Annotated in this window: 3 protein-coding genes and 1 pseudogene; all 4 read right to left on the bottom strand. The window is 77.4% G+C overall.

Translation table 11 applies throughout. The annotated features are described in order from the left end of the window. Positions 1 to 138 precede the first annotated feature (138 nt). Positions 139 to 4,350: pseudogene (locus tag OSB71_RS21845) on the bottom strand (type I polyketide synthase); the annotation flags it as partial. A 28-nt stretch (positions 4,351 to 4,378) separates the two neighbouring features. Beyond that, the gene (locus tag OSB71_RS24555) at positions 4,379 to 13,912 is read right to left on the bottom strand and encodes a type I polyketide synthase (RefSeq protein WP_323055330.1); all 9,534 of its coding nucleotides are present in this window, start codon (positions 13,910 to 13,912) and stop codon (positions 4,379 to 4,381) included. Between the two features lie 49 nt (positions 13,913 to 13,961). After that, complete coding sequence (locus tag OSB71_RS21820; protein WP_441005706.1) at positions 13,962 to 18,947, bottom strand: type I polyketide synthase; 4,986 nt, start codon at positions 18,945 to 18,947, stop codon at positions 13,962 to 13,964. A 126-nt stretch (positions 18,948 to 19,073) separates the two neighbouring features. After that, a partial coding sequence (locus tag OSB71_RS21815; RefSeq protein WP_265950501.1) for a type I polyketide synthase occupies positions 19,074 to 22,262 on the bottom strand: 3,189 nt, incomplete at its 5' end.

Below are 22,262 nucleotides of genomic sequence, written 5' to 3'. Positions count from 1 at the left end.
CCCCCGGACGCACGCCCGTCGGACGCGCGCCCGGGGACGCGGACGCCGTGCGGGGGACCGTGGACCGGTCCCCCGCACGGCGTGGCCGGGCTCGCGCCCGGCGGGTCACAGGCCCCGGTCGGCCAGCCACTCCTGGACGCGCTTGGCCACGTCCTCGCTGTGGTCGCCGAGCATGGTGAAGTGGTCGCCGGGCACGTCCACCACGTCGTGCGGGTGCGGCCAGTGGGCGCGCCAGTCGCCCTCCTCCGGCGGCGCGCCCAGCGGCTCCCCGGCGCGGACGAGGAGGGTGGGCACGTCCAGCGGCTGGGCCGTCCAGTCGAAGAAGAACTTCAGGTAGGCGGCCCAGGCCGTGGTGCGGTAGTCGTCCATCGGCGTGTAGGCGCTGTCGCGCTCCACCATGCCGTCGAGCATCTGGGGGATCCAGTTGACCAGGACGGGGCTGTCCACGGGGTAGCTGTCCATCAGGACGACGGCCTCGGGGGCCCGGCCCTGCCGGGCCAGCTCGACGGAGAGCACGTTGGCGACCATCGCGCCGCCGGAGTGGCCGGTGAGGACGAACGGCCGCTCGCCCACGGTGCGCAGGACGGTGTCGGCGTGCGTGCGCAGCAGGACGCCGCGGTCGGCGGGCAGGTCCTGTCCGGCGCCGAAACCGGGGTGCGGCAGGGCGTACACGTCGCGCACGCCGCGGAAGCCGCCGGCGAGCCGGGCGTACTCGTGGGCGCCGGAGAGCATGGACATGGTGCAGCAGCTCACCAGCACCGGCCGGTCCGCCGCGGTGGCCGGCGGGCCGAGCGGCACCGCGCGGTGCGGCGTCTCCAGGGCGGTGTGGTCGGTGTAGGCGGGGCGGAAGGAGGCGAGGTCGATGAGCAGGTCGGTGTACTCCACCGGCCGGCCGGTGTCGCGGCTGTGCCGGAAGAGCCGGCCGAGCAGACCGGCCGCGGGCTGGCTCGCGCCGCCCTCCGGCCCGCCCTCGGCACCGCCCGTCGCCCCGTCACCCGTCGCCGCCGGGTCCGGCCCCGGGTCCGTCTCGGCGCCGTGCGCGACGCGGGCGGCGAGGTGGCGGGCCAGGGCGCTGGGCGTGCCGTGGTCGAACAGCAGCGTCGCGGACAGCGGGACGCCCAGCACGCCCTGGAGGTTGTTGCGCATGCGCAGCGCGGTGAGCGAGTCGAAGCCCTGCTCCAGAAACCCGGTGTCCTCGATGGCGTCGGCCGAGGCGTGGCCCAGGACGGCGGCCGCGTGCTGGTTGACGAGTGCGAGCAGCCGCCAGTGCCGCTCGGCGGGCGCCGCCGCGCGCAGTCCGGCCACGAACGCCTCGTCGGCGGCGGCCGTTCCGGGGCCGTCGGCGACGCCCTCGGCGGCGGCCCCGGGGCCGGGCCCGCTCGCCGCGCCGGGCGCCAGGGTGCCCGGCGCCGGGGCGGCGGGCCAGTAGGGGACGCGCTGGAAGGCGTAGGTGGGCAGGTCCGTGCGGGTGCTCGCGCCCGTGCCCGCGAAGACGGCGTCCCAGTCGACGGCCGCGCCGTGCGCGTGGGCCTCCGCCAGCGAGGTGAGGAAGCGGTGCAGGCCGCCCTCGTCGCGGCGCAGGGTGCCGACGGCGGCGGCGTCCGCGCCGACCGCCTCGATGGTGCCCTGCACGCCGACGGCGAGCACCGGGTGCGGGCTGACCTCCAGGAAGAGGCTGTGCCCGGCGGCGAGCGCGGCGCGGGTGGCCTGTTCGAACTCCACCGTCTCGCGCAGGTTGCGGTACCAGTACCCGGCGTCCAGCTCCGCGCCGTCGAGCCGGCGGCCGGTGAGGGAGGAGAAGAGCGGCACGGTGCCCGGCCGGGGGGCGACGCCCGCCAGCGCGCGGGCGAGGTCGGCCTCGATCTCGGCCACGTGCGCGGAGTGCGAGGCGTAGTCGACCTCGACGCGGCGGGCGCGCACGTCCCGCTCCGCGCAGTGGGCGACCAGCTCGTCCAGCGCCCCCGGGTCGCCGGAGACGACGACCGAGGCGGGGCCGTTGACGGCGGCGACGGACAGCCGCCCCGGCGGCCAGGCGGCGAGCGTCTGTCTCGCCTCGTCGGCGGAGCAGGCCAGGGAGACCATGCCGCCGCGCCCGGCCAGCGCGGTGAGCGCCCGGCTGCGCAGGGCCACGACCCGGGCCGCGTCCTCCAGAGTGAGGGCGCCGGAGACGGCGGCCGCGGCGATCTCGCCCTGGGAGTGGCCGACGACGGCGGCGGGCTGGACGCCGTAGGAGCGCCACAGCTCGGCGAGGGAGACCATGACCGCCCACAGCACCGGCTGGACGACGTCCACCCGGTCCAGTGCGGGGGCGTCGGGGGCGCCGCGCACCACGTCCGGCAGGTGCCAGTCGGTGTGCGGGGCGAGGGCGGCCGCGCACTCGGCCAGCCGGGCGGCGAACACCGGTGCGGTCTCCAGCAGTTCGCGGCCCATCGCCGCCCACTGGGCGCCCTGCCCGGGGAAGACGAACACCGGGCGGGTGGCGCGGCCCGCGACGCCGGTCACCAGGGCGGCGGACGGGGCGCCCGCCGCCAGGGCCGCCAGCGCGGCGGCGCACTGCTCGGGGTCGGTGGCCAGCACGGCCGCGCGGTGCGGGAACGCGGTGCGGGTGGTGGCCAGGGAGTAGCCGACGTCCGCGAGCGGGGCGTCCGGGTGCTCGGGAAGCCAGGCCCGCAGGCGCTCGGCCTGCGCCCGCAGCGCCCGCGCCGTCTTGCCGGACACCGGCCACAGGGCGACGGGCGGCGGGGCGGCCGGTGCCGGCGCGGCGGCCGCCCCGGGCCCCTCGCCGGACGCTCCGTCCGACGCCCGCTCCGAGGCCTGGTCCGCGGCCCGCTTGGCCACCTGTCCGGGGGCCTGCGCCGCGGCCCGCTCCGGCGCCTGCCCCGGCGTCCGCTCCGGGTGCCGTGCGGGGGCTTCCTCCAGGATGAGGTGCACGTTGGTGCCGCTCATGCCGAACGAGGAGACCCCGGCGCGGCGCGGGCGGCCCTCCCGCGCCGGCCAGGGCCGGGAGGCGGTGAGCAGTTCGACCGCGCCGGCCGACCAGTCCACGTGCGGCGAGGGCTCGTCCGCGTGCAGGGTCCGGGGCAGCGTGCCGTGCCGCAGGGCCAGCACCATCTTGATGACGCCGGCGACTCCGGCGGCGGCCTGCGGGTGGCCGAGGTTGGACTTCAGCGAGCCGAGCCACAGCGGGCGGTCGGCGGGGCGGTCCTGGCCGTAGGTGGCCAGCAGGGCGCGGGCCTCGATCGGGTCGCCGAGCGAGGTGCCGGTGCCGTGGGCCTCGACGGCGTCCACGTCGGCGGTGGTCAGGCGGGCGTCGGCCAGCGCCTGGCGGATGACCCGGCGCTGGGCCGGGCCGCTGGGCGCCGTCAGCCCGTTGGAGGCCCCGTCCTGGTTGACGGCCGTACCGCGGATGACGGCGAGCACGGGGTGGCCGTTGCGGCGCGCGTCCGACAGGCGCTCCAGCAGCAGCACGCCGGTGCCCTCGGCCCAGCCGGTGCCGTCGGCGTCGGCGCCGAACGCCTTGCAGCGGCCGTCGGCGGCGAGCCCGCCCTGCTTGCCGAACTCGGCGAAGACGCCGGGCGTGGCGATGACGGCGGCGCCGCCCGCCACGGCCAGCGCGCACTCGTTCGCGCGCAGCGACCGCACGGCCAGGTGCAGCGCCACGGAGGACGAGGAGCACGCCGTGTCGACGGTCACGGCCGGGCCCTCCAGGCCGAAGACGTAGCTCAGCCGCCCGGAGAGCACGCCCCCGGCGGTGCCGGTGAGCAGGTAGGACTCGCTGCCCTGCGCGTCGCCGTACATCGTCGCGCTGTAGCCGGAGGCCGAGGCCCCCACGAAGACACCGGTGTGCGAGCCCTTCAGGGAGGTCGGGGCGATGCCGCCGCGCTCCAGCGCCTCCCAGGTGCCCTCCAGCAGCATGCGCTGCTGCGGGTCCATGGCCAGCGCCTCGTGCGGGGAGATGCCGAAGGGGGCCGGGTCGAAGCAGGTCGCGTCCGGTACGAAGCCGCCCGCGACGGCGGCCGCGGACGCGCCGTCCCGCCCACCGTCAACGCCGGTGTCGGCACCGGCACCGGCGTCGGCACCGGCGCCGCCGTCGGCCTCGCCGGGCGTGCCGAGCCAGGCCTCCCAGCCCCGGTCGGCGGGGGCGGGCGCGACGGCGTCGACGCCGTCGGCGACCACGCGCCACAGCGCTTCGGGGGAGACGGCGCCGCCGGGCAGGCGGCAGCTCATCGCCACGATGGCCACGGGTTCGCCCGGGGCGTCGGCGAGCCGCTCGTTCTCCCGGCGCAGCCGTTCGTTGTCGACGAGGGCGGTGCGGAGCGCTTCGACGATCCGATCAGCGCCTGTATCCATCAGAGGTTCCCCTTGTACGCTCGCGCCGTCATCGGTTGCTGGTGTTCATGGCCATGCGGACCAGGGCCTCGACGTCCATGCCCCGGATCTCCTCGCCGCGGTCGCCCGGGCCCGCGTCCGCTCCGTCGCCCGCGTCCGCGCCCGCGCCCGAGTCCGCGTCCACTCCGTTCCCGGCGGCCGCGTCCGCGTCCTCGGCGTCCCCCGGCGCGACCCGGGGCAGCAGCTCGTCGCGGACCCGCTCGGCCAGCGCCTCGGGGGACGGCTCGTCGAAGACGACCGTCGACTCCAGGGCCAGCCCCGTGGCCGCGTTCAGCCGGTTGCGCAGCTCGACGCCCATGACGGAGTCGAAGCCCAGGTCGCGGAAGGCCCGGTCGGCCTCGACGGCCGCCGCGGAGGCGAAGCCGAGGACCTGCGCCGCCTCGCCGCGCACCAGGTCCGCCAGGACGCGGCGCTGCTCGTCGGCGGGGAGGGCGGCCAGCCGCTCGCGCAGCGCGGCTCCCGGGTCCGGGTCGTCTTCGCCTCCCTGGCCCGCCTCGGCGCCGGGGGCGGCGGGGCCGTCCTCGCCGGTGAGCTCGCCGAGCAGCCGGCTGGGGCGCAGCGCGGTGAAGGACGGCGCGAACCGCTCCCAGGCGACGTCGGCCACGGTCACGCAGGCCGCGTCGGCGACCAGGCTCTGGTCCAGCGCGGTGATGGCGACGTCCGGGTCCATCAGGTCCAGGCCGCGCCGCCGCAGTTGGTCGACGGCCTCGCCCTGGGCCAGCCCGCCGCCGGACCACGGGCCCCACGCCAGCGAGGTGGCCGCCAGGCCGCGCGCCCTGCGGTGCTCGGCGAGCGCGTCGAGGTGGGCGTTGGCGGCGGCGTAGCCGCCCTGCCAACCGCTGCCCCAGGTGGCGGCGATGGAGGAGAACAGCACGAACGCGTCCAGGTCGGCGTCGGCGAAGACGGCGTCGAGGTGGGCGGCCCCGGCCACCTTGGCGTCGAGCACGTCGCCCAGTTCGGCGTCGGTCATGGCGTCCAGCGCCGTGGCCTGGCCGATGCCGGCGGTGTGCACGACGGCGGTGACCGGCGTGCCCTCGGCCGCCAGGCGGTCGCGCAGCGCCGCCAGCGCCGCGCGGTCGGTGACGTCGCAGGCGACGGCCGTGGCGGTGGCGCCGTGTTCCTCGATCCCGGCCAGGAGTCCGGCGGCGCCGGGCGCGTCGGGGCCGCGGCGGCTGGTGACGACGACGCGGTCCGCTCCGGCCGCGGCGGCCCAGCGCGCGACGCGGGCGCCCAGGCCGCCGGTGCCCCCGGTGACCAGGACGGTGCCCCGGGCCCGCCAGGGGCGCTCCGGGCCGGGCTCGGCCGGCACCAGGCGCCGCACGTGGCCGCCCCCGGCGCGGACGGCCACCTGGTCCTCGCCGCCCGCTCCGGCCAGGACGGCGGCGGTGCGGTCCCAGGCGGCGGCGTCCAGGTCGGACGGCAGGTCCACCAGGCCGCCCCAGCGCCCCGGGTGCTCCAGGCCCACCACCCGGCCCAGGCCCCACACCTGCGCCTGCGCCGGGCTGCCCAGCGGGTCGTGGGCGCCGGTGGAGACCGCGCCCCGGGTCAGGCACCACAGGGGCGCCTGGCTCCCGGCCGCGCCCAGGTGCCGCACGAGGGCGAGGGTGGCGCTCAGGCCCGGGGCGACGCCGCGGGCGCCGCCGGTGTCGTCCAGGGCGAGCAGGGAGACCACTCCGGCCGGGGCCTCACCGGTCGGCGCGGCGAGGCCGGCGAGGGCGTCGGCGTCCGGCACGTCGAGGCGGACCACCTCGGCACCGGCCTCCTTCAGCCCGCGCTCGCACCACGCGGCCGCCTCCTGGGCGGCGTCGGCGGCGGGTACCGCCAGCAGCCAGCGGCCCGTCAGGGCGGGCGGGCCGGCCGGCACCCGCAGCGGGCGCCACACGACCCGGTAGCGCCAGCCGTCGGCCACCGCCCGGTGGCGCCGGCCGCGGCGCCAGGCGGCCAGCGCGGGGAGCACCTCGCGCAGCGGGGCGTCCGCGCCGAGGCCCAGGTCCGCGAGCGGGCCGGTGAGGTCGCCGCGCTCGACGGCGTCCCACAGCTCCGTGTCCACCGCCGGGGCTGCCGCCACGGCCGCGCCGGGGGCGGGGTTCCGGGCCGCGGCGGGCGGTTCGGTGGCCTGCGGCCAGTAGCGCTGCCGGTCGAAGGCGTAGGTGGGCAGCTCCGTCCAGCGGGCGGGGGTGCCCGCGTAGAAGCGGGTCCAGTCCACGGCCGCGCCGTTGACGTGGGCCCCGGCCACGGCCGCGACCAGGCTGTGCGCTTCGGGCACGCCTGTGCGCAGCGCGGGGACGAGTGTCTTCTTCCGGTCGTCGAGCAGGCAGTCCTGGCCCGCCGCGGTGAGCGCCCCGCCGGGGCCGAGTTCGAGGTGGGTGGTGACGCCCTGGGTCTCCAGATGGCGCATGCCGGCGAGGAAGCGGACGGTCTCGCGGACGTGGCGCACCCAGTAGTCGGGGGTGGCGAGTTCGGCTCCGGCGACCGCCCCGGTGAGGTTGGAGACGACGGGGAGGCGCGGCGGGTGGTAGGTCAGCTCCTCCGCGACGGCGCGGAACCGCGCGAGCATCGGTTCCATGTGCGGGGAGTGGAAGGCGTGGCTGACGTTGAGCCGCTTGGACTTCCCGAACCGCGCGGCGATGGCGGTGACGGCCTCCTCCGCACCCGAGATGACGACGGAGGCGGACCCGTTGACGGCGGCGATCGACACCGCGTCGGTCAGCAGCGGGGTGACCTCCTCCTCGGTGGCCCGTACCGCCACCATCGCCCCGCCGGACGGCAGGGCCTGCATCAACCTGCCGCGTGCGGCGACCAGCCGGGCCGCGTCCGCCAGCGACCACACCCCGGCCACGTGGGCGGCTGCCAGTTCGCCGATGGAGTGGCCGAGCAGGAAGTCCGGGACCACGCCCCAGTGCTCCAGCAGCCGGAACAGCGCCACCTCCAGCGCGAACAACCCCGCCTGCGTGAAGACGGTCTGGTCCAGCAGTGCGGAGCCGTCGAAGACCACCTCGCGCACGGAGGCGTCCAAGTGGCGGTCCAGCTCCGCGCACACCGCGTCGAACGCCTCAGCGAACATCGGGAAGGCGCCGTACAGCTCCCGGCCCATCCCCGCCCGCTGGGAGCCCTGGCCCGGGAAGAGGAACGCCGTGCGGCCGCCCGCGTCCTGGCCCGTGATCACACCGGCGGCCGTCGTGCCGTTCGCGAGGGCCTCCAGACCGCGCAGGAACCCGGCCCGGTCGGCGGCGGTGACGGCGGCCCTGCGGTCCAGGTGGGCGCGCGTGGTGGCCAGGGCGCGGCCGAGGTCGGCCGGGGTGGCGTCGGCGTCGGCGCGGACCCGCTCCAGCAGCCGCGCGGCCTGGCCCGCGAGCGCCCGCGCGGAGCGCGCGGACAGCAGCCAGGGCACCACCGGCGGCACGTCCACGGCCCCGGCGGGCTCCACGGCCCCGGCGGGTGCGTGCGCGGCGGGTGCGGGCTGCTCCAGGATGACGTGCGCGTTGGTGCCGCTGATGCCGAACGAGGACACGCCCGCGCGGCGCGGGGCGTCCTGGCCCGGCCAGGGCCGGGTCTCGGTGAGCAGCCGGACGCCGCCCCCGGCCCAGTCGACCTGGGTGGAGGGCCGGTCGACGTGGAGCGTGCGCGGCAGTTCGCCGTGGCGCATGGCCAGCACCGTCTTGATGACGCCCGCGACGCCCGCCGCCGCCTGGGTGTGGCCGATGTTGGACTTCACCGAGCCCAGCCACAGCGGCCGCTCCTCGGCCCGGTCGCGGCCGTAGGTGGCGATGAGGGCCTGGGCCTCGATGGGGTCGCCGAGCCGGGTGCCGGTGCCGTGCGCCTCGACGGCGTCCACGTCGGCGGGGGTCAGCCGCGCGTCGGCCAGCGCCTGTTGGATGACGCGCTGCTGGGACGGGCCGTTGGGCGCGGTGAGCCCGTTGCTCGCGCCGTCCTGGTTGACGGCCGAGCCGCGCACCACCGCGAGCACCCGGTGGCCGTGCCGGCGGGCGGCGGACAGCCGCTCCACCACCAGCACGCCCACGCCCTCGCCCCAGCCGGTGCCGTCGGCGGCGTCCGCGAACGCCTTGGCCCGCCCGTCCGCGGCGAGCACGCCCTGCTGGCTGAACTCCAGGAAGACCCCCGGCGTGGACATCACCGTCACCCCGCCGGCCAGCGCCAGGTCGCACTCGCCCGCGCGCAGCGCCCGCACGGCCCAGTGCAGGGCGACCAGCGAGGACGAGCAGGCGGTGTCCACCGACACGGCCGGGCCCTCCAGGCCCAGGCAGTAGGCGACGCGCCCGGAGAGCACGCTGGCCGAGCTGCCGGTGGCCACGTAGCCCCGCACGCCCTCGCCCTCGTCGGAGCCCATGAGCAGGCTGGTGTAGTCCTGCCCGTTGGTGCCGACGAACACGCCGGTGCGGCTGCCGCGCAGGGTGCTCGGGTCGATGCCGGCGCGCTCGACGGCGTCCCAGGAGGTCTCCAGCAGCAGCCGCTGCTGCGGGTCCATGGCCAGCGCCTCGCGCGGGGAGATGCCGAAGAACGCGGCGTCGAACTCGGTGACGGCGTCGATGAACCCGCCCTCGCGGACGGGCGAGGCGCCGGGGCGGGCGGCGTCGGCGTCGAAGAACTGCTCCAGCGTCCAGCCGCGGTCGCCGGGCAGCGGCGACACCGCGTCGGTGCCCGCCGCGACCAGCTCCCACAGCTCCTCCGGCGAGGCCACGCCGGCCGGGAAGCGGCAGCCCATGCCGACGATGACCACCGGGTCGTCCTCCTCCGGACCGGCGGGCGCCGGTGGCGCGGCGGGCGCGGACCCGGCGGACGGCGCAACGTCCGGGGCCAGTTCGGCGTAGAGGAACGCGGCCAGGGCGGCGGGCGAGGGGTGGTCGAAGACGAGCGTGGCGGGCAGCCGCAGGCCGGTGCCCGCGGCGAGCAGGTTGCGCAGCTCGACGGCGGTCAGCGAGTCGAAGCCCAGGTCGCGGAAGGCCTTGTGCGGCAGCACGGCCTCGTCCGAGCGGTGCCCGAGCACGGCCGCGGCCTGCCCGCGCACCAGGTCGAGCAGCATCCGCACCCCCTCGGCCTCCGTGCCGCCCCGCAGGGCGGCGGCCAGCGAACCGGCGTCGGGGGCGGCCTCCTCGACGGCCCGGTCGCCCAGTTCGGCGGCGGCGCGGCGCACCTCCGGCAGCTCACCGATCAGCGCGGCGTGCCCGGTGGCCAGCCGGCCCGGTGCGAGGACGGCCCAGTCGACGTCGGCGATCGCCGCGCACGGCGCGCCCCCGGCCACCGCCCGGGCCATCACGGAGACGGCGACCTCGGGGTCCATGGCCGGCATTCCGCCGCGGCGCATGCGCTCGGCGACCAGCGGGTCGGTCGCCAGCCCCCCGCCGCCCCAGGCGCCCCAGGCGATCGAGGTGGCCGGCAGCCCGGCGGCGGCACGGCGCTGGGCCAGGCCGTCCAACAGCGCGTTGGCGGCCGCGTAGTTGGCCTGGCCCGCATTGCCGAGGGTGCCGGCCAGGGAGGAGAACAGGACGAAGGCGTCCAGGTCCAGGTCGCGGGTGAGGTCGTGCAGGTGGTGGGCGGCGGTCGCCTTGGCGTCCAGCACCGGGGCGAGGCGTTCGGGGCTCTGCGCGGGCAGCACGCCGTCGTCCAGGACGCCCGCGGTGTGCACGACGGCCGTCAGCGGCTGGTCGTGCGGCAGCGCGTCCAGCACGGCGGCCAGCGCGGCCCGGTCCGCGACGTCGCAGGCGGTCAGGGTGACGCGGGCGCCGAGCGCGGTGAGTTCGTCGCGCAGCGCGGCGGCGCCCGGCGCGTCCGGGCCGCGCCGGCTGGTGAGCACCAGGTGCTCCGCGCCGCCGCGCGCGAGCCACCGGGCGACGTGGCCGCCCAGCGCGCCGGTGCCGCCGGTCACCAGGACGGTGCCGCGCGGCCGCCACTCCCCCGCGCCGTGACCGGCCGCGGCCCGGGCGAGCCTGCGCACCCGGAGCCCGTCGGCGCGCAGCGCGAACTCGTGCTCGCCGCGCGTCTCGCCGGTGGCGGCCAGCACGGTCGCGAGCCGGGCGACGGCCCGCTCGTCCACGACGGCCGGGAGGTCCACCAGGCCACCCCACACGGCGTGCTGCTCCAGGGCCGCGACCTGGCCGAAGCCCCAGACCGCCGCCTGCTCCCGGGCGCCCAGCGGCTCCCGTCCGGTGGCGGGTACGGCGCTGCGCGTGGCGCACCACAGCGGCGCCCGCACGCCCGCGTCACCGAGCGCCTGGACGAGAGCGAGGGTCGCCGCCAGCCCGACGGGCACCCCCGGGTGCGCGGCGTGCGCGCCGTCGGCCAGGGCCAGCAGCGACAGGACGCCCGCGGGCCGCCAGTCCTCCGCGAGCAGCGCGGTGAGCGCGGCCCGCTCGGGGGCGTCGGCGCGGACGGCGATCCGCGTGACGGCCGCCCCCTGCCGGGACAGGCCCTCCGCCACGGCCGTGACCAGCGCATCGTCGGCGGCCGGGCCCTCGGGCACGACGAGCAGCCAGCGCCCGGCGAGGGCGCGGCCGTCGGGGTCGGGCTCGGCGGTGGGCAGCGGCTTCCAGGTGACGTCGTAGCGCCAGGAGGCGGCGGCCGAGCGCTCGCGGCGCTGACGCCGCCAGGCGGACAGCAGGGGCAGCACCGACTCCAGCCGCCCGGTGTCGGACGGCTCCGTGCCGCCCAGCGTCTCGGTCAGCGCGGCGAGGTCCCGCTCCTCCACGGCGGCCCAGAACGCCGCGTCCTGCGGATCTGCGGCCCCGGCGAGCGGCGGCTCGACGGACTCGGGCCAGTAGCGGGCGCGTTGGAACGCGTACGTCGGCAGCCCCGTACGGCGCGCGCCGGTCCCCTCGAACACCGCGTGCCAGTCCACCGCCGCCCCGTGCACGTGCGCCTCGGCCACCGAGGCCACCACCCGGTCCAGGCCGCCCTGGTCCCGGCGCAGTGTGCCCACCGTCGCCGCCTCGGCGCCCGCGTCCTCGATCGTGCCCTGGAGCCCGAGCGCGAGCACGGGGTGCGGGCTGACCTCGACGAACAGGGTGTGTCCCGTGGCCAGGGCGGTGCGGGTGGCCCGCTCGAACTCCACCGTCTCGCGCAGGTTGCGGTACCAGTAGGCGGCGTCCATCTCCGTGCCGTCCAGCTCGGCGCCGGTCAGGGAGGAGTAGACGGGGACACGGCCCGGCCGGGGCTCGATCCCGTCCAGCAGGCGGGCCAACTCCGCCTCGATCGCCTCCACGTGCGCGGAGTGCGAGGCGTAGTCCACCTCGATACGACGCGCCCGGACCTCGTCACGCTCACAGGCGGCGAGGAGTTCCTCCAGCGCGCCCGGGTCGCCGGAGACCACCACCGAGGAGGGTCCGTTGACGGCGGCCAGAGAGATCCGCCCGTCCCAGGCGGTGATCCGCTCACGCACCCGGTCCGCCGACTGGGCCACGGACACCATCCCGCCGCGCCCCGCCAACGCCGTGATCGCCTGGCTGCGCAACGCCACCACCCGGGCCGCGTCCGCCAGCGACAGCACCCCGGCCACCGCCGCGGCGGCGATCTCACCCTGCGAATGCCCCACCACCCCAGCCGGCACCACACCAAAGGAACGCCACACCTCGGCCAGCGACACCATCACCGCCCACAACACCGGCTGCACCACATCCACCCGGTCCAGCCCCGGAGCGTCCGGCTCACCGCGCACCACGTCCAGCAACGACCACTCCACATGGGGCGCCAGCGCGGCGGCGCACTCCGCCATCCGCGCCGCGAACACCGGCGAAGACCCCAGCAGCCCCACCGCCATCCCCGCCCACTGCGCACCCTGACCGGGGAACACGAACACCGCACGTTCCGCCTGACCCGCCACACCCGAGACCACGTCACCACACGGCGCACCCGCCGCCAGCGCCTCCAACCCCGCCACCAGACGGGCACGGTCACCGGCCACCACCGCCGCCCGGTGCTCGAACGCCGACCGCGTCAACGCCAACGACCAGCCCACGTCCAGCGGCGACACCTCGTCCGCGGTGCCGCGCAGGTGCTCCAGCAGCCGTGCCGCCTGTCCCGCCAGCGCCTGCGCCGACGCGCCCGACAGCACCCACGGCACCGCCGGCAGCTCGCGCGAGGGCGCCGGGGCCTCCGGCGGCGCGTCCTGCGCGTCCCGCGGGGCCTGTTCGAGCAGGACGTGGGCGTTGGTGCCGCTGACGCCGAAGGAGGAGACGCCCGCGCGGCGCGGTGCCCCGGTCTCCGGCCAGGGGCGGCGTTCGGTGAGGAGGGAGACGTCGCCGGCCGACCAGTCGACGTGGGTGGAGGGCGCGTCGATGTGCAGGCTGCGCGGGAGGACGCCGTGCCGCATGGCCAGGACGGTCTTCAGCACGCCCGCGATCCCGGACGCGGCCTGGGTGTGGCCGATGTTGGACTTCACCGAGCCCAGCAGCAGCGGTCGGCCCGCGGGGCGGTCGCGGCCGTAGGTGGCGAGTAGGGCCTGCGCCTCGATCGGGTCGCCCAGCGTCGTGCCGGTGCCGTGCGCCTCCACGGCGTCGACCTCGGCCGGGGACAGGCCCGCGTTGTCGAGCGCCTTGAGGATGACGCGCTGCTGGGAGGGCCCGTTGGGCGCGGTGAGCCCGTTGGAGGCGCCGTCCTGGTTGACGGCCGAGCCGCGGATGACGGCCAGCACGTCGTGCCCGTTGCGCCGCGCGTCCGACAGCCGCTCGACGAGGAGCATGCCGACGCCCTCGGAGAACCCGGTGCCGTCGGCGGCGTCGGCGAAGGGCTTGCACCGGCCGTCGGCGGCCAGGCCGCGCTGTCGGCTGAAGTCGACGAACATGCCGGGGGTGGCCATCAGGGTCACGCCGCCGGCCAGCGCCATGGCGCACTCGCCGTTGCGCAGGGACTGCACCGCCAGGTGGAGGGCCACCAGCGAGGAGGAGCAGGCGGTGTCCACCGTGACGGCCGGTCCTTCGAGGCCGAGCGTGTAGGAGACGCGGCCGGAGACGACGGCGGCCGCGCTGCCGGTGCCGAGGTAGCCCTCGAGACCGGCGGCGGGCGCGCCGACGAGCAGCAGCGGGTAGTCCTGGCCGTTGGTTCCGGCGAAGACGCCGACCTGGTGGCCGCGGACGGTCTCCGGGTCGATGCCGGCGTGCTCGAAGGTCTCCCAGGAGGTCTCCAGCAGGAGCCGCTGCTGCGGGTCCATGGCCAGCGCCTCGCGCGGGGAGATGCCGAAGAAGCCGGGGTCGAACTCGCCGACGCCGTCCAGGAACCCGCCCTCGGCGACGTAGGTGGTGCCCTGCTGGTCGGCTCCGGCGTCGGTGTCGACGAGGGCGCCGAGGTCCCAGCCGCGGTCCTCGGGGAAGGGCGCCATGGCGTCGGTCCCGTCGAAGACGAGCCGCCACAGGTCCTCCGGGGTGCGCACGCCTCCCGGGAAGCGGCAGCTCATGCCGACGATCGCGATGGGCTCCCGGTCGCGCGCCTCCAGCTCGCGCAGGCGTTCCCGCGCCGCGTCGAGGTCGGTGCTGACGCGCTTGAGGAAGTAGCGGAGCTTGTCTTCGTTCGCCACCCTGACGTCCTTTCCCGTGACGTGTTCTTGCCGCGTCGGGCAGCGCTTGCTAGGAGATGCCGAACTTGGTGCCGAGGAGCTGGAACATCTCGTCGTCCGACGCCGACTCGATCTCCGCCGCCGCCGACGCTTCGGCGCGCGGTTCCTCCTGCCAGCTCGCGACCAGGGCCTTCATGCGGAGCAGGACCCTGGCGCGGCCGGCGTCACCGGGCTCGACGGCCGCCATCGCGGCCTCGACGCGGTCGAGCTCCGCGAGGGCCGCCGTCGTGGCGGCCTCCCCGTTCTGGAGTAGCCGCTCGCGCATGAACGCGGCCAGATTCCGGGCTGTGGGGTAGTCGAACGCGGTGGTCACCGGCAGCTTCAGACCCGTGCGGGCGGAGAGCCGGTTGCGCAGTTCGACGGCGGTGACCGAGTCGAAGCCCATCTCGCGGAACGCCTTCTTCACCGGTACGGCCTCGCCGCCGGCGAAGCCCAGCACGGCGGAGACGCACTCGCGGACCAGCTCGGTGAGCGCGCCCTCCTGCTCGTCCGCGCTCAGGCCGGACAGGCGCTGGACGAGTTCGGTGGGCGCGTCGCCGCCCTGGGCCTCGGCCATGGCCCGGGCGATCTCCCGGACCTCGGGGACGTCCTCCAGCAGCGGGCTGCTGCGGATGGCGGTGAAGGCGACGTAGAACCGCTCCCAGTCGATGTCGGCGATGAGCAGGCTGGACTCGCCGTGCTCGACGGCCTGCTGGAGCGCGCCGGTGGCCTGCGCCGGGTCCATCTCGCGCAGGCCGTGGCGGTCGAGGGTCGCGCCGAAGTCGCCGTCGGCCATGCCACCGCCGCCCCAGGCGCCCCAGGCGACGGAGGTGGCGGGCAGGCCGAGGCCGCGGCGGTGCAGGGCCAGGGCGTCGAGGACGGCGTTGCCGGGGGCGTAGTTGCCCTGGCCCGGGGTGCCGACGGTGCCGCCGAAGGAGGAGAACAGGACGAAGGCGCCCAGGTCCTTGTCCCGGGTGAGCTCGTGCAGGTGGAGCGCGGTGCGGGCCTTGGCGTGGAGGGCGCGGTCGAGCTGGTCCAGGGTGAGGGAGTCGATGACGCTGTCGTCCAGGACGGCGGCGGTGTGGACGACGCCGGTGAGCGGCAGGTCGGCGGGCAGGCCGTCCAGGAGCGCGGCCAGGTCGTCGCGGTCGCCGGTGTCGCAGGCGGCGAGGGTGACGCGGGCGCCGAGCGCGGTGAGTTCGGCGCGCAGCGCGTCGGCGCCGGGGGCCTCGGGCCCGCGTCGGCTGACCAGCAGCAGGTGCTCGGCACCGCCTGCGGCCAGCCAGCGGGCGACCTGCCCGCCGAGCGCGCCGGTGCCGCCGGTGACGAGCACGGTGCCCTGGGTACGCCAGGAGGTGTCGCCGGTGGTCTCGGCGCCCGGGGGCAGGCGGCGCAGGCGGCGGACGAAGGCCCCGGCGGCGCGCACGGCGAGCTGGTCCTCCGGTCCGGCGCCGCCGAGCACGTCGGCCAGCAGGCGGGAGGTGCGCTCGTCGAGGACGGGCGGGAGGTCGACCAGGCCGCCCCAGCGGTCGGGGTGCTCCAGGGCGGCGACGCGGCCCAGGCCCCACACGGCCGCCTGCTCGGGGGCGTCCAGCGGGTCGGTGACGCTCACGGAGACGGCGCCGCGGGTGGCGCACCACAGCGGGGCGTGCACCCCGGCGCGGCCCAGGGCCTGGAGCAGATGCACGGTGGCGGCGTAGCCGCGCGGCACGGCGGGCGCCAGCGGGTGCGGCTCGCCGTCGAGCGCGAGCAGGGACAGCACGCCGGTGACGGGCCCGGGGTCGGCCGCGGGCTGGGGCCCGCCGCCGGCCGCGGACCCGGCCGTCCCGTCGACGGCCGGGTCCGTGGCGGCGGGCGCGGTGGCGGCGGTGAGGGCGGCGGCGAGCGCGGCGGTGTCGGCGGTGTGCTCCTCGGGGACGAGCAGCGGGCGCGGGGTCGCGCCGTGGTCGCGCAGGGCCGCCAGGCAGGCGGCGGTGTGCGGGGCGTCGGCGAGCGCGGCCGGCACGGCGACGAGCCAGGTGCCGGTGAGCCGTCCGGAGGGCGGCTGGGCGGGCACGCGCCAGGTGGTCTCGTAGCGCCAGTCGTCGCCGGCCGACCTCTCCCGCAGCCGCTTGCGCCAGGACGCCAGGAGCGGGACGAGCTGTCCGAGGGTGTGCTCGGCGTCGTCCCCGGCCACGCGCAGGGTCTGGGCGAGCGCGGTCAGGTCGGCGGACTCGACGGCGTCCCAGAAGGCGGCGTCGGCCGGGTCCTGGGCGGCGCCGGGCGGCTGCGGGGGCTGGATCTCGTCGGCGATCCAGTAGCGCCGGCCCTGGAAGGGGTAGGTGGGCAGGTCGGTGCGGCGGGCGCCGGTGCCGTCGAAGACCGCGTGCCAGTCGACCTCGGCGCCGTGCACGTGGGCCTCGGCCAGTGAGGTGAGGAACCGGGCGAGCCCGCCGTGGTCGCGGCGCAGGGTGCCCAGCGCGGCGGCCTCGGCCCCGGCGTCCTCGATGGTCCCCTGGAGGCCGAGCGCGAGCACCGGATGCGGGCTGACCTCGATGAACAGGGTGTGGCCCGCGGTCAGGGCGGTGCGGGTGGCCTGCTCGAACTCCACCGTCTCGCGCAGGTTGCGGTACCAGTAGGCGGCGTCCATCTCCGTGCCGTCCAACTCGGCGCCGGTGAGGGAGGAGTAGACGGGGACGCTGCCGGACTGCGGTGCGATCCCGTCCAGCACCCGGGCCAACTCCTCCTCGATCGCCGCCACGTGCGCGGAGTGCGAGGCGTAGTCCACCTCGACGGTGCGGGCGCGCACGTGCGCGGTGTGGCAGTCGGCGACGAGTTCGGCCAGCGCCTCCCGGTCGCCGGAGACCACCACCGAGGAGGGCCCGTTGACGGCGGCCAGGGAGATCCGCCCGCCCCAGGCGGTGATCCGCTCACGCACCCGGTCCGCCGACTGGGCCACGGACACCATCCCACCGTGCCCGGCCAACGCGGTGATCGCGCGGCTGCGCAACGCCACCACCCTCGCCGCGTCCGCCAGCGACAACACCCCGGCCACCGCCGCGGCCGCGATCTCACCCTGCGAGTGACCGAGCACGGCGGCCGGCTCCACACCGTGGGCACGCCACACCTCGGCCAGCGACACCATCACCGCCCACAACACCGGCTGCACGACGTCCACGCGGTCCAGTCCGGGCGCGCCCTCCACCCCGCGCACCACATCCAGCAACGACCAGTCCACGTGGGGTTCCAGCGCGGCGGCGCACTCCGCCATCCGCGCCGCGAACACCGGCGAAGACCCCAGCAGCTCGACGGCCATCCCCGCCCACTGCGCGCCCTGACCGGGGAAGACGAACACCGGCCGAACGGCGCGGGCGGCGGTGCCGGTGAGGACGGCGTCGCCCGGTTCGCCCGCGGCCAGGGCGGCGAGCGCGGTCTCGAAGGCGCCCCGGTCGGCGGCGACGACGGCGGCGCGGTGCTCGAAGCGCGAGCGGGTCAGGGCGAGCGAGGAGCCGACGTCGAGCACGCCGGGGCCGGTGTCGTCCGAGCGCAGCCTGGCCAGCAGCCGGTCGGCCTGTGCGCGCAGCGCCTGCTCGGACTTGGCCGACAGCACCCACGGCACGGCAGGCAGCGTCCGCGCGGGCTCGGCGGGCGGCTCCTCGCCGGGGGCGTCCTCGGGCGCCTGCTCGATGACGACGTGGGAGTTGGTGCCGCTGACGCCGAAGGAGGAGACGCCCGCGCGGCGCGGCGCTCCGGTCTCCGGCCACGCGGTGGGCTCGGTCGCCAGCGCCAGCTCCCCGGCGTTCCAGTCGACGTGCTCGGAGGGCCGCTCGACGTGCAGCGTGGGCGGCACGATGCCGTGCCGGACGGCCATGACCGTCTTCACCAGCCCGGCGGCACCGGCCGCCGCCTGGGTGTGGCCGATGTTGGACTTCACCGAACCGAGCATGAGCGGCCGCCCCTCGGGGCGGCTGCGGCCGTAGGCGGCGCGCAGGGCCTGGGCCTCGATGGGGTCGCCGAGCCGGGTGCCGGTGCCGTGCGCCTCGACGAGGTCGATCTGCGCCGGGGACAGGCCCGCGTCGTCCAGGGCGGCGCGGATGACGCGCTGCTGGGCGGGGCCGTTGGGCGCGGTCAGGCCGTTGGAGGCGCCGTCCTGGTTGATGCCCGAGCCGCGGACGACGGCGAGGACCTGGCGTCCGGCGCGGCGGGCGTCGGAGAGCCGCTCGACGAGGAACATGCCGATGCCCTCGCCCCACCCGGTGCCGTCGGCGTCGGCGGAGAACGCCTTGCAGCGCCCGGAGGTGGACAGGCCGCGCTGGCGGCTGAACTCGGTGAAGGCACCGGCGTTGGCCATGATGGTGACGCCGCCGACGAGGGCCATGTCGCACTCGTTCTTGCGCAGCGACTGGCAGGCCATGTGCAGGGCGACGAGCGAGGAGGAGCACGCGGTGTCGATGGTGACGGCCGGCCCGTTGAGGCCGAAGGTGTAGGCGACGCGGCCGGAGGCCACGCTGATGGTGGTGCCGATGCCGAGGTAGAGCTCGGTGCCCTCCGGCGGGTTCTCGATGGAGGCGCCGTAGCCCTGGAAGCTGGTGCCGATGAACACGCCGGTCTGGCTGCCGCGCAGGGCGGCCATGTCGATGCCCGCGCGCTCCACGCACTCCCAGGCGGACTCCAGCACGATGCGCTGCTGCGGGTCCATGGCGAGCGCCTCGCGGGGCGAGATGCCGAAGAAGGCGGCGTCGAACTGGGGCACGTCGTAGACGAAGCCGCCCTCCAGGCTGTAGGAGCGGTCCGGCTCGGCGGGGTCCTTGAAGAACAGCCCGTCGAAGTCCCAGCCGCGGTCCTCGGGGAACGGGGAGAGCGCGTCGGTGCCGGACATCACCAGCCGCCACAGGTCCTCGGGGCTGCGCACGCCGCCGGGGAAGCGGCAGCTCATGGAGGTGATGGCGAGCGGCTCGCGGTCCCTGGCCTCGGCGGTCTGGAGGCGGCCGCGGGTCTCCTTGAGGTCCGCCGTGACCCGCTTGAGGAAGTAGCGCAGCTTCTGCTCGTCGGTCTTCGCTTCGTCAGCCATGGTGGTGTCGCTCCTGGAAGGGAAGGGGTGCGGGGGCCGTCCGGGGGCGGCGCGGGCGGCGCCGGGGGGCGCGGTGCGGGCGGGTGCGGGCGCTCACGAGATGCCGAACTCGCGGCCGAGCAGCTCGAAGATCTCCTCGTCGCTGGCTTCGTCGAGGCTGTCCTCGCCACCGCCCTCGGCCGCCCTGGCGGGCGGCGCCTCGTACTGGGCGAGCACGGCCCGCAGCCGGTCGCCGATCTCGGTGCGGGCCGCCGGGTCGGCGACGCCCGCCAGCAGCGCCGCGAACCGGTCGACTTCGGCCAGGACCGGGTCGGCGGCGCCACCGGCCTCGGGCACCACCTCCGCGCGCAGGTGGGCGGCGAGTTCGACGGGGGTGGGGTAGTCGAAGACGAGGGTGGCGGGCAGCCGGAGCCCGGTCACGGAGTTGAGCCGGTTGCGCAGGTCGATGGCGAGCAGTGAGTCGAAGCCGAGCTGCTTGAACGCGCCGCCGGGCTCGATGGCGTCGGACGCCGCGTGGCCGAGGACGGCGGCGGCGTGGGTGCGCACCAGGTCCAGCACCACGCGGTCGCGCTCCTCCTCGGTGAGCCCGGCCAGGCGCTGGGCGAGCGGCACGGCGGGCGCGCCGCCCGCGTCGGTGGCGCGCGGCGCCGGAACCCGCACCAGCCCGCGCAGCACCGGCGGCAGACCGCCTGCGGCGGCCCGCGCCCGCAGCGCGGCGAAGTCCAGCCGGACGGGCAGCAGCACGGGCTCGGCGCGCGCGGCGGCCCGGTCGAAGAGGTCCAGGCCCTGGTCGTCGGTGAGGCCGAGGACGCCGGCGCCGCTCATGCGGCGCAGGTCGGCGTCGTCCAGGTGCCCGGTCATGCTGCTGGCCCGGGCCCAGTAGCCCCAGGCCAGGGCGGTGGCCGGAAGGCCCGCGGCACGGCGGTGCTGGGCGAGCGCGTCCAGGAAGGCGTTGCCGGCCGCGTAGTTGCCCTGCCCGGAGCCGCCCAGCGTGCCGGCGGCGGAGGAGAACAGCACGAACGCGGCGAGGTCCGCGTCACGGGTGAGGTCGTGCAGGTGGAGCGCGGCGTCCTGCTTGGGCCGCTGGACGGCGGCCAGCCGCTCGGGAGTGAGGGAGGTGACGACGCCGTCGTCCAGGGCGCCCGCGGCGTGCACGACGGCGGTCAGCGGGCGCTCGGCCGGGATGGCCGCCAGCAGCGCGGCGAGCGCGGCGCGGTCGGTGACGTCGCAGGCCGCCAGGTGGGCCTCGGCCCCGGCGTCGGCCAGTTCGGCGGCGAGTTCGGCGGCGCCGGGCGCGGCCGGACCCCGCCGGCCGACCAGCAGCAGGTGCCGCACGCCGTGCCGGGTGGCCAGGTGCCGGGCCAGCCGCCCGCCGAGCACACCGGTGCCTCCGGTGACCAGGACGGTGCCCGCCGGGTCGAGCCCCCACCCGGCGTCGGCGGCGCCGTCGGGGTCGGCGGCCTCCAAGGCGGGGGGCGCGGGGGCGCGGGCCAGGCGCGGGGCCAGCACCGCACCGTCGCGCAGGGCGAGTTCGGGCTCCGGCAGGGCGAGCGCGGCCGGCAGGGCGGCGCGGGACGCCTCGGCGGAGTCGGTGTCGACGAGCGTGATCCGGTCGGGGTTCTCGGCCTGCGCCGCGCGGACCAGGCCCCACACCGGCGCGGCGGCCAGGTCGGGCACGTCCTCCCCGGCCCGGACGGCCAGCGCGCCCCGGGTCAGGACGACGAGCCGGGCGTCGGCGAACGCCGCCTCGCCCAGCCAGCGCTGGAGCAGCTCCAGGGCGGCGGCGGTGGCGGCGTGGGCGGCGTCGGCCACCGGTGTCCCCGGCGTGCCGCGCACGTCGGCCACGACCACGCCGGGCACGGGGGCGCCGCCCGCCACGGCCGCGGCCAGCGCGTCGAGCGTGCCGTGTGCGGCGGGGTGGGACCCCGGGACGGTGAACGGGGCGTCCGGCTCCGCGCCGACGTAGGCCCAGGGGCCCTCCGGCGCGGGGGCGGCCGGGGTCTGCGGCGTCCAGTCGAGGGTGAACAGCGCGTCGGGGCCGTCGTCGCGGGCGGCGGCCCGCAGGTGGTCCGCCTCGACGGGCCGCATGGCCAGTTCGCCGATGCTGACGACGGGCGCGCCGGTGGCGTCGGCGAGCTGGAAGCCGATGCCGGTGGCGCCCACGGGCAGCAGCCGGGCCCGCAGGGCACCGGCGCCGGTGGCGTGCACGGTCACGTCCCGCCAGGCGAAGGGGAGCCGGGGCTTGCCCGCGTCCTCGCCCTTGCCGGTGCCGGGGCCGAAGTCGCCCACGCCCATGGACTGCAACGCGGCGTCCAGCAGGCCCGGGTGCACCGCGTAGGCGGCGGCGTCGGCCCGGCCCTCCTGCGGCAGCGCGAGCTCGGCGTAGACGTCCTCCCCGGCCTGCCAGGCGCGGGTGATGCCGCGGAACATCGGGCCGTAGGCGAAGCCGGTGGCCTGCGCCTGCTCGTAGAAGCCCGCCAGCGGCAGCTCGGTGGCGCCCGGCGGCGGCCAGGCGGTGAGGTCGAACGCCGGGGCGTCCTCGCGGCTGGCCAGGACGCCGGTGGCGTGCCGCACCCAGGGCGCCGCGTAGCCGCTGTCGTCGTCCGGGGCGGGGCGGGAGTGGACGCTCAGGCCGCGCCGCCCGGTGGCGTCGGGGGCGGTGACGACGGCCTGCACCTGCCGCGCCGCGCCCTCGGCCAGCACGAGCGGCGCCTCGATGGTCAGCTCCTCCACCGTGTCGCAGCCGGTGTGGTGCGCGGCGTGCGTGGCCATCTCCACGAACCCGGTGCCGGGCACGATGACGGTGCCCATGACGACGTGCTCGGCCATCCACGGGTGGCTGCGGGTGGAGAAGCGGCCGGTGAACAGGTGACCGTCGGAGTCGGCGAGCGGGACGCCCGCGCCGAGCATCGGGTGCTCGGTGGGGGTCAGGCCCACCGACGCGAGGTCGCCCGCGCCGTCCGCGGGCATCGGCAGCCAGTAGCGCTCGTGCTGGAAGGCGTAGGTGGGCAGGTCCACCCGGCGGGCGCCGGTACCGGCGAACACCGCGCCCCAGTCGACCTCCGCGCCGTGGCAGTGCGCCTCGGCGAGCGAGGTCAGCAGGCGGTGCGCCTCGTCCTCCTCGCGCCGCAGCGTGCCGACGGCGGCCGCCTCGACACCCGCGTCCTCGATCGTCCCCTGGAGCCCGAGCGCGAGCACGGGATGCGGACTGACCTCGATGAACAGGGTGTGGCCCGCGGTCAGGGCGGTGCGGGTGGCCCGCTCGAACTCCACCGTCTCGCG

Origin of the sequence: Streptomyces marinisediminis (genome assembly GCF_026262575.1) — a bacterium.
In the GTDB taxonomy this organism is placed as follows: Bacteria; Actinomycetota; Actinomycetes; order Streptomycetales; family Streptomycetaceae; genus Streptomyces; species Streptomyces marinisediminis.
The sequence above is the reverse complement of the archived record's forward strand: the minus strand, read 5'-3'. Positions and strand labels throughout refer to the sequence as shown.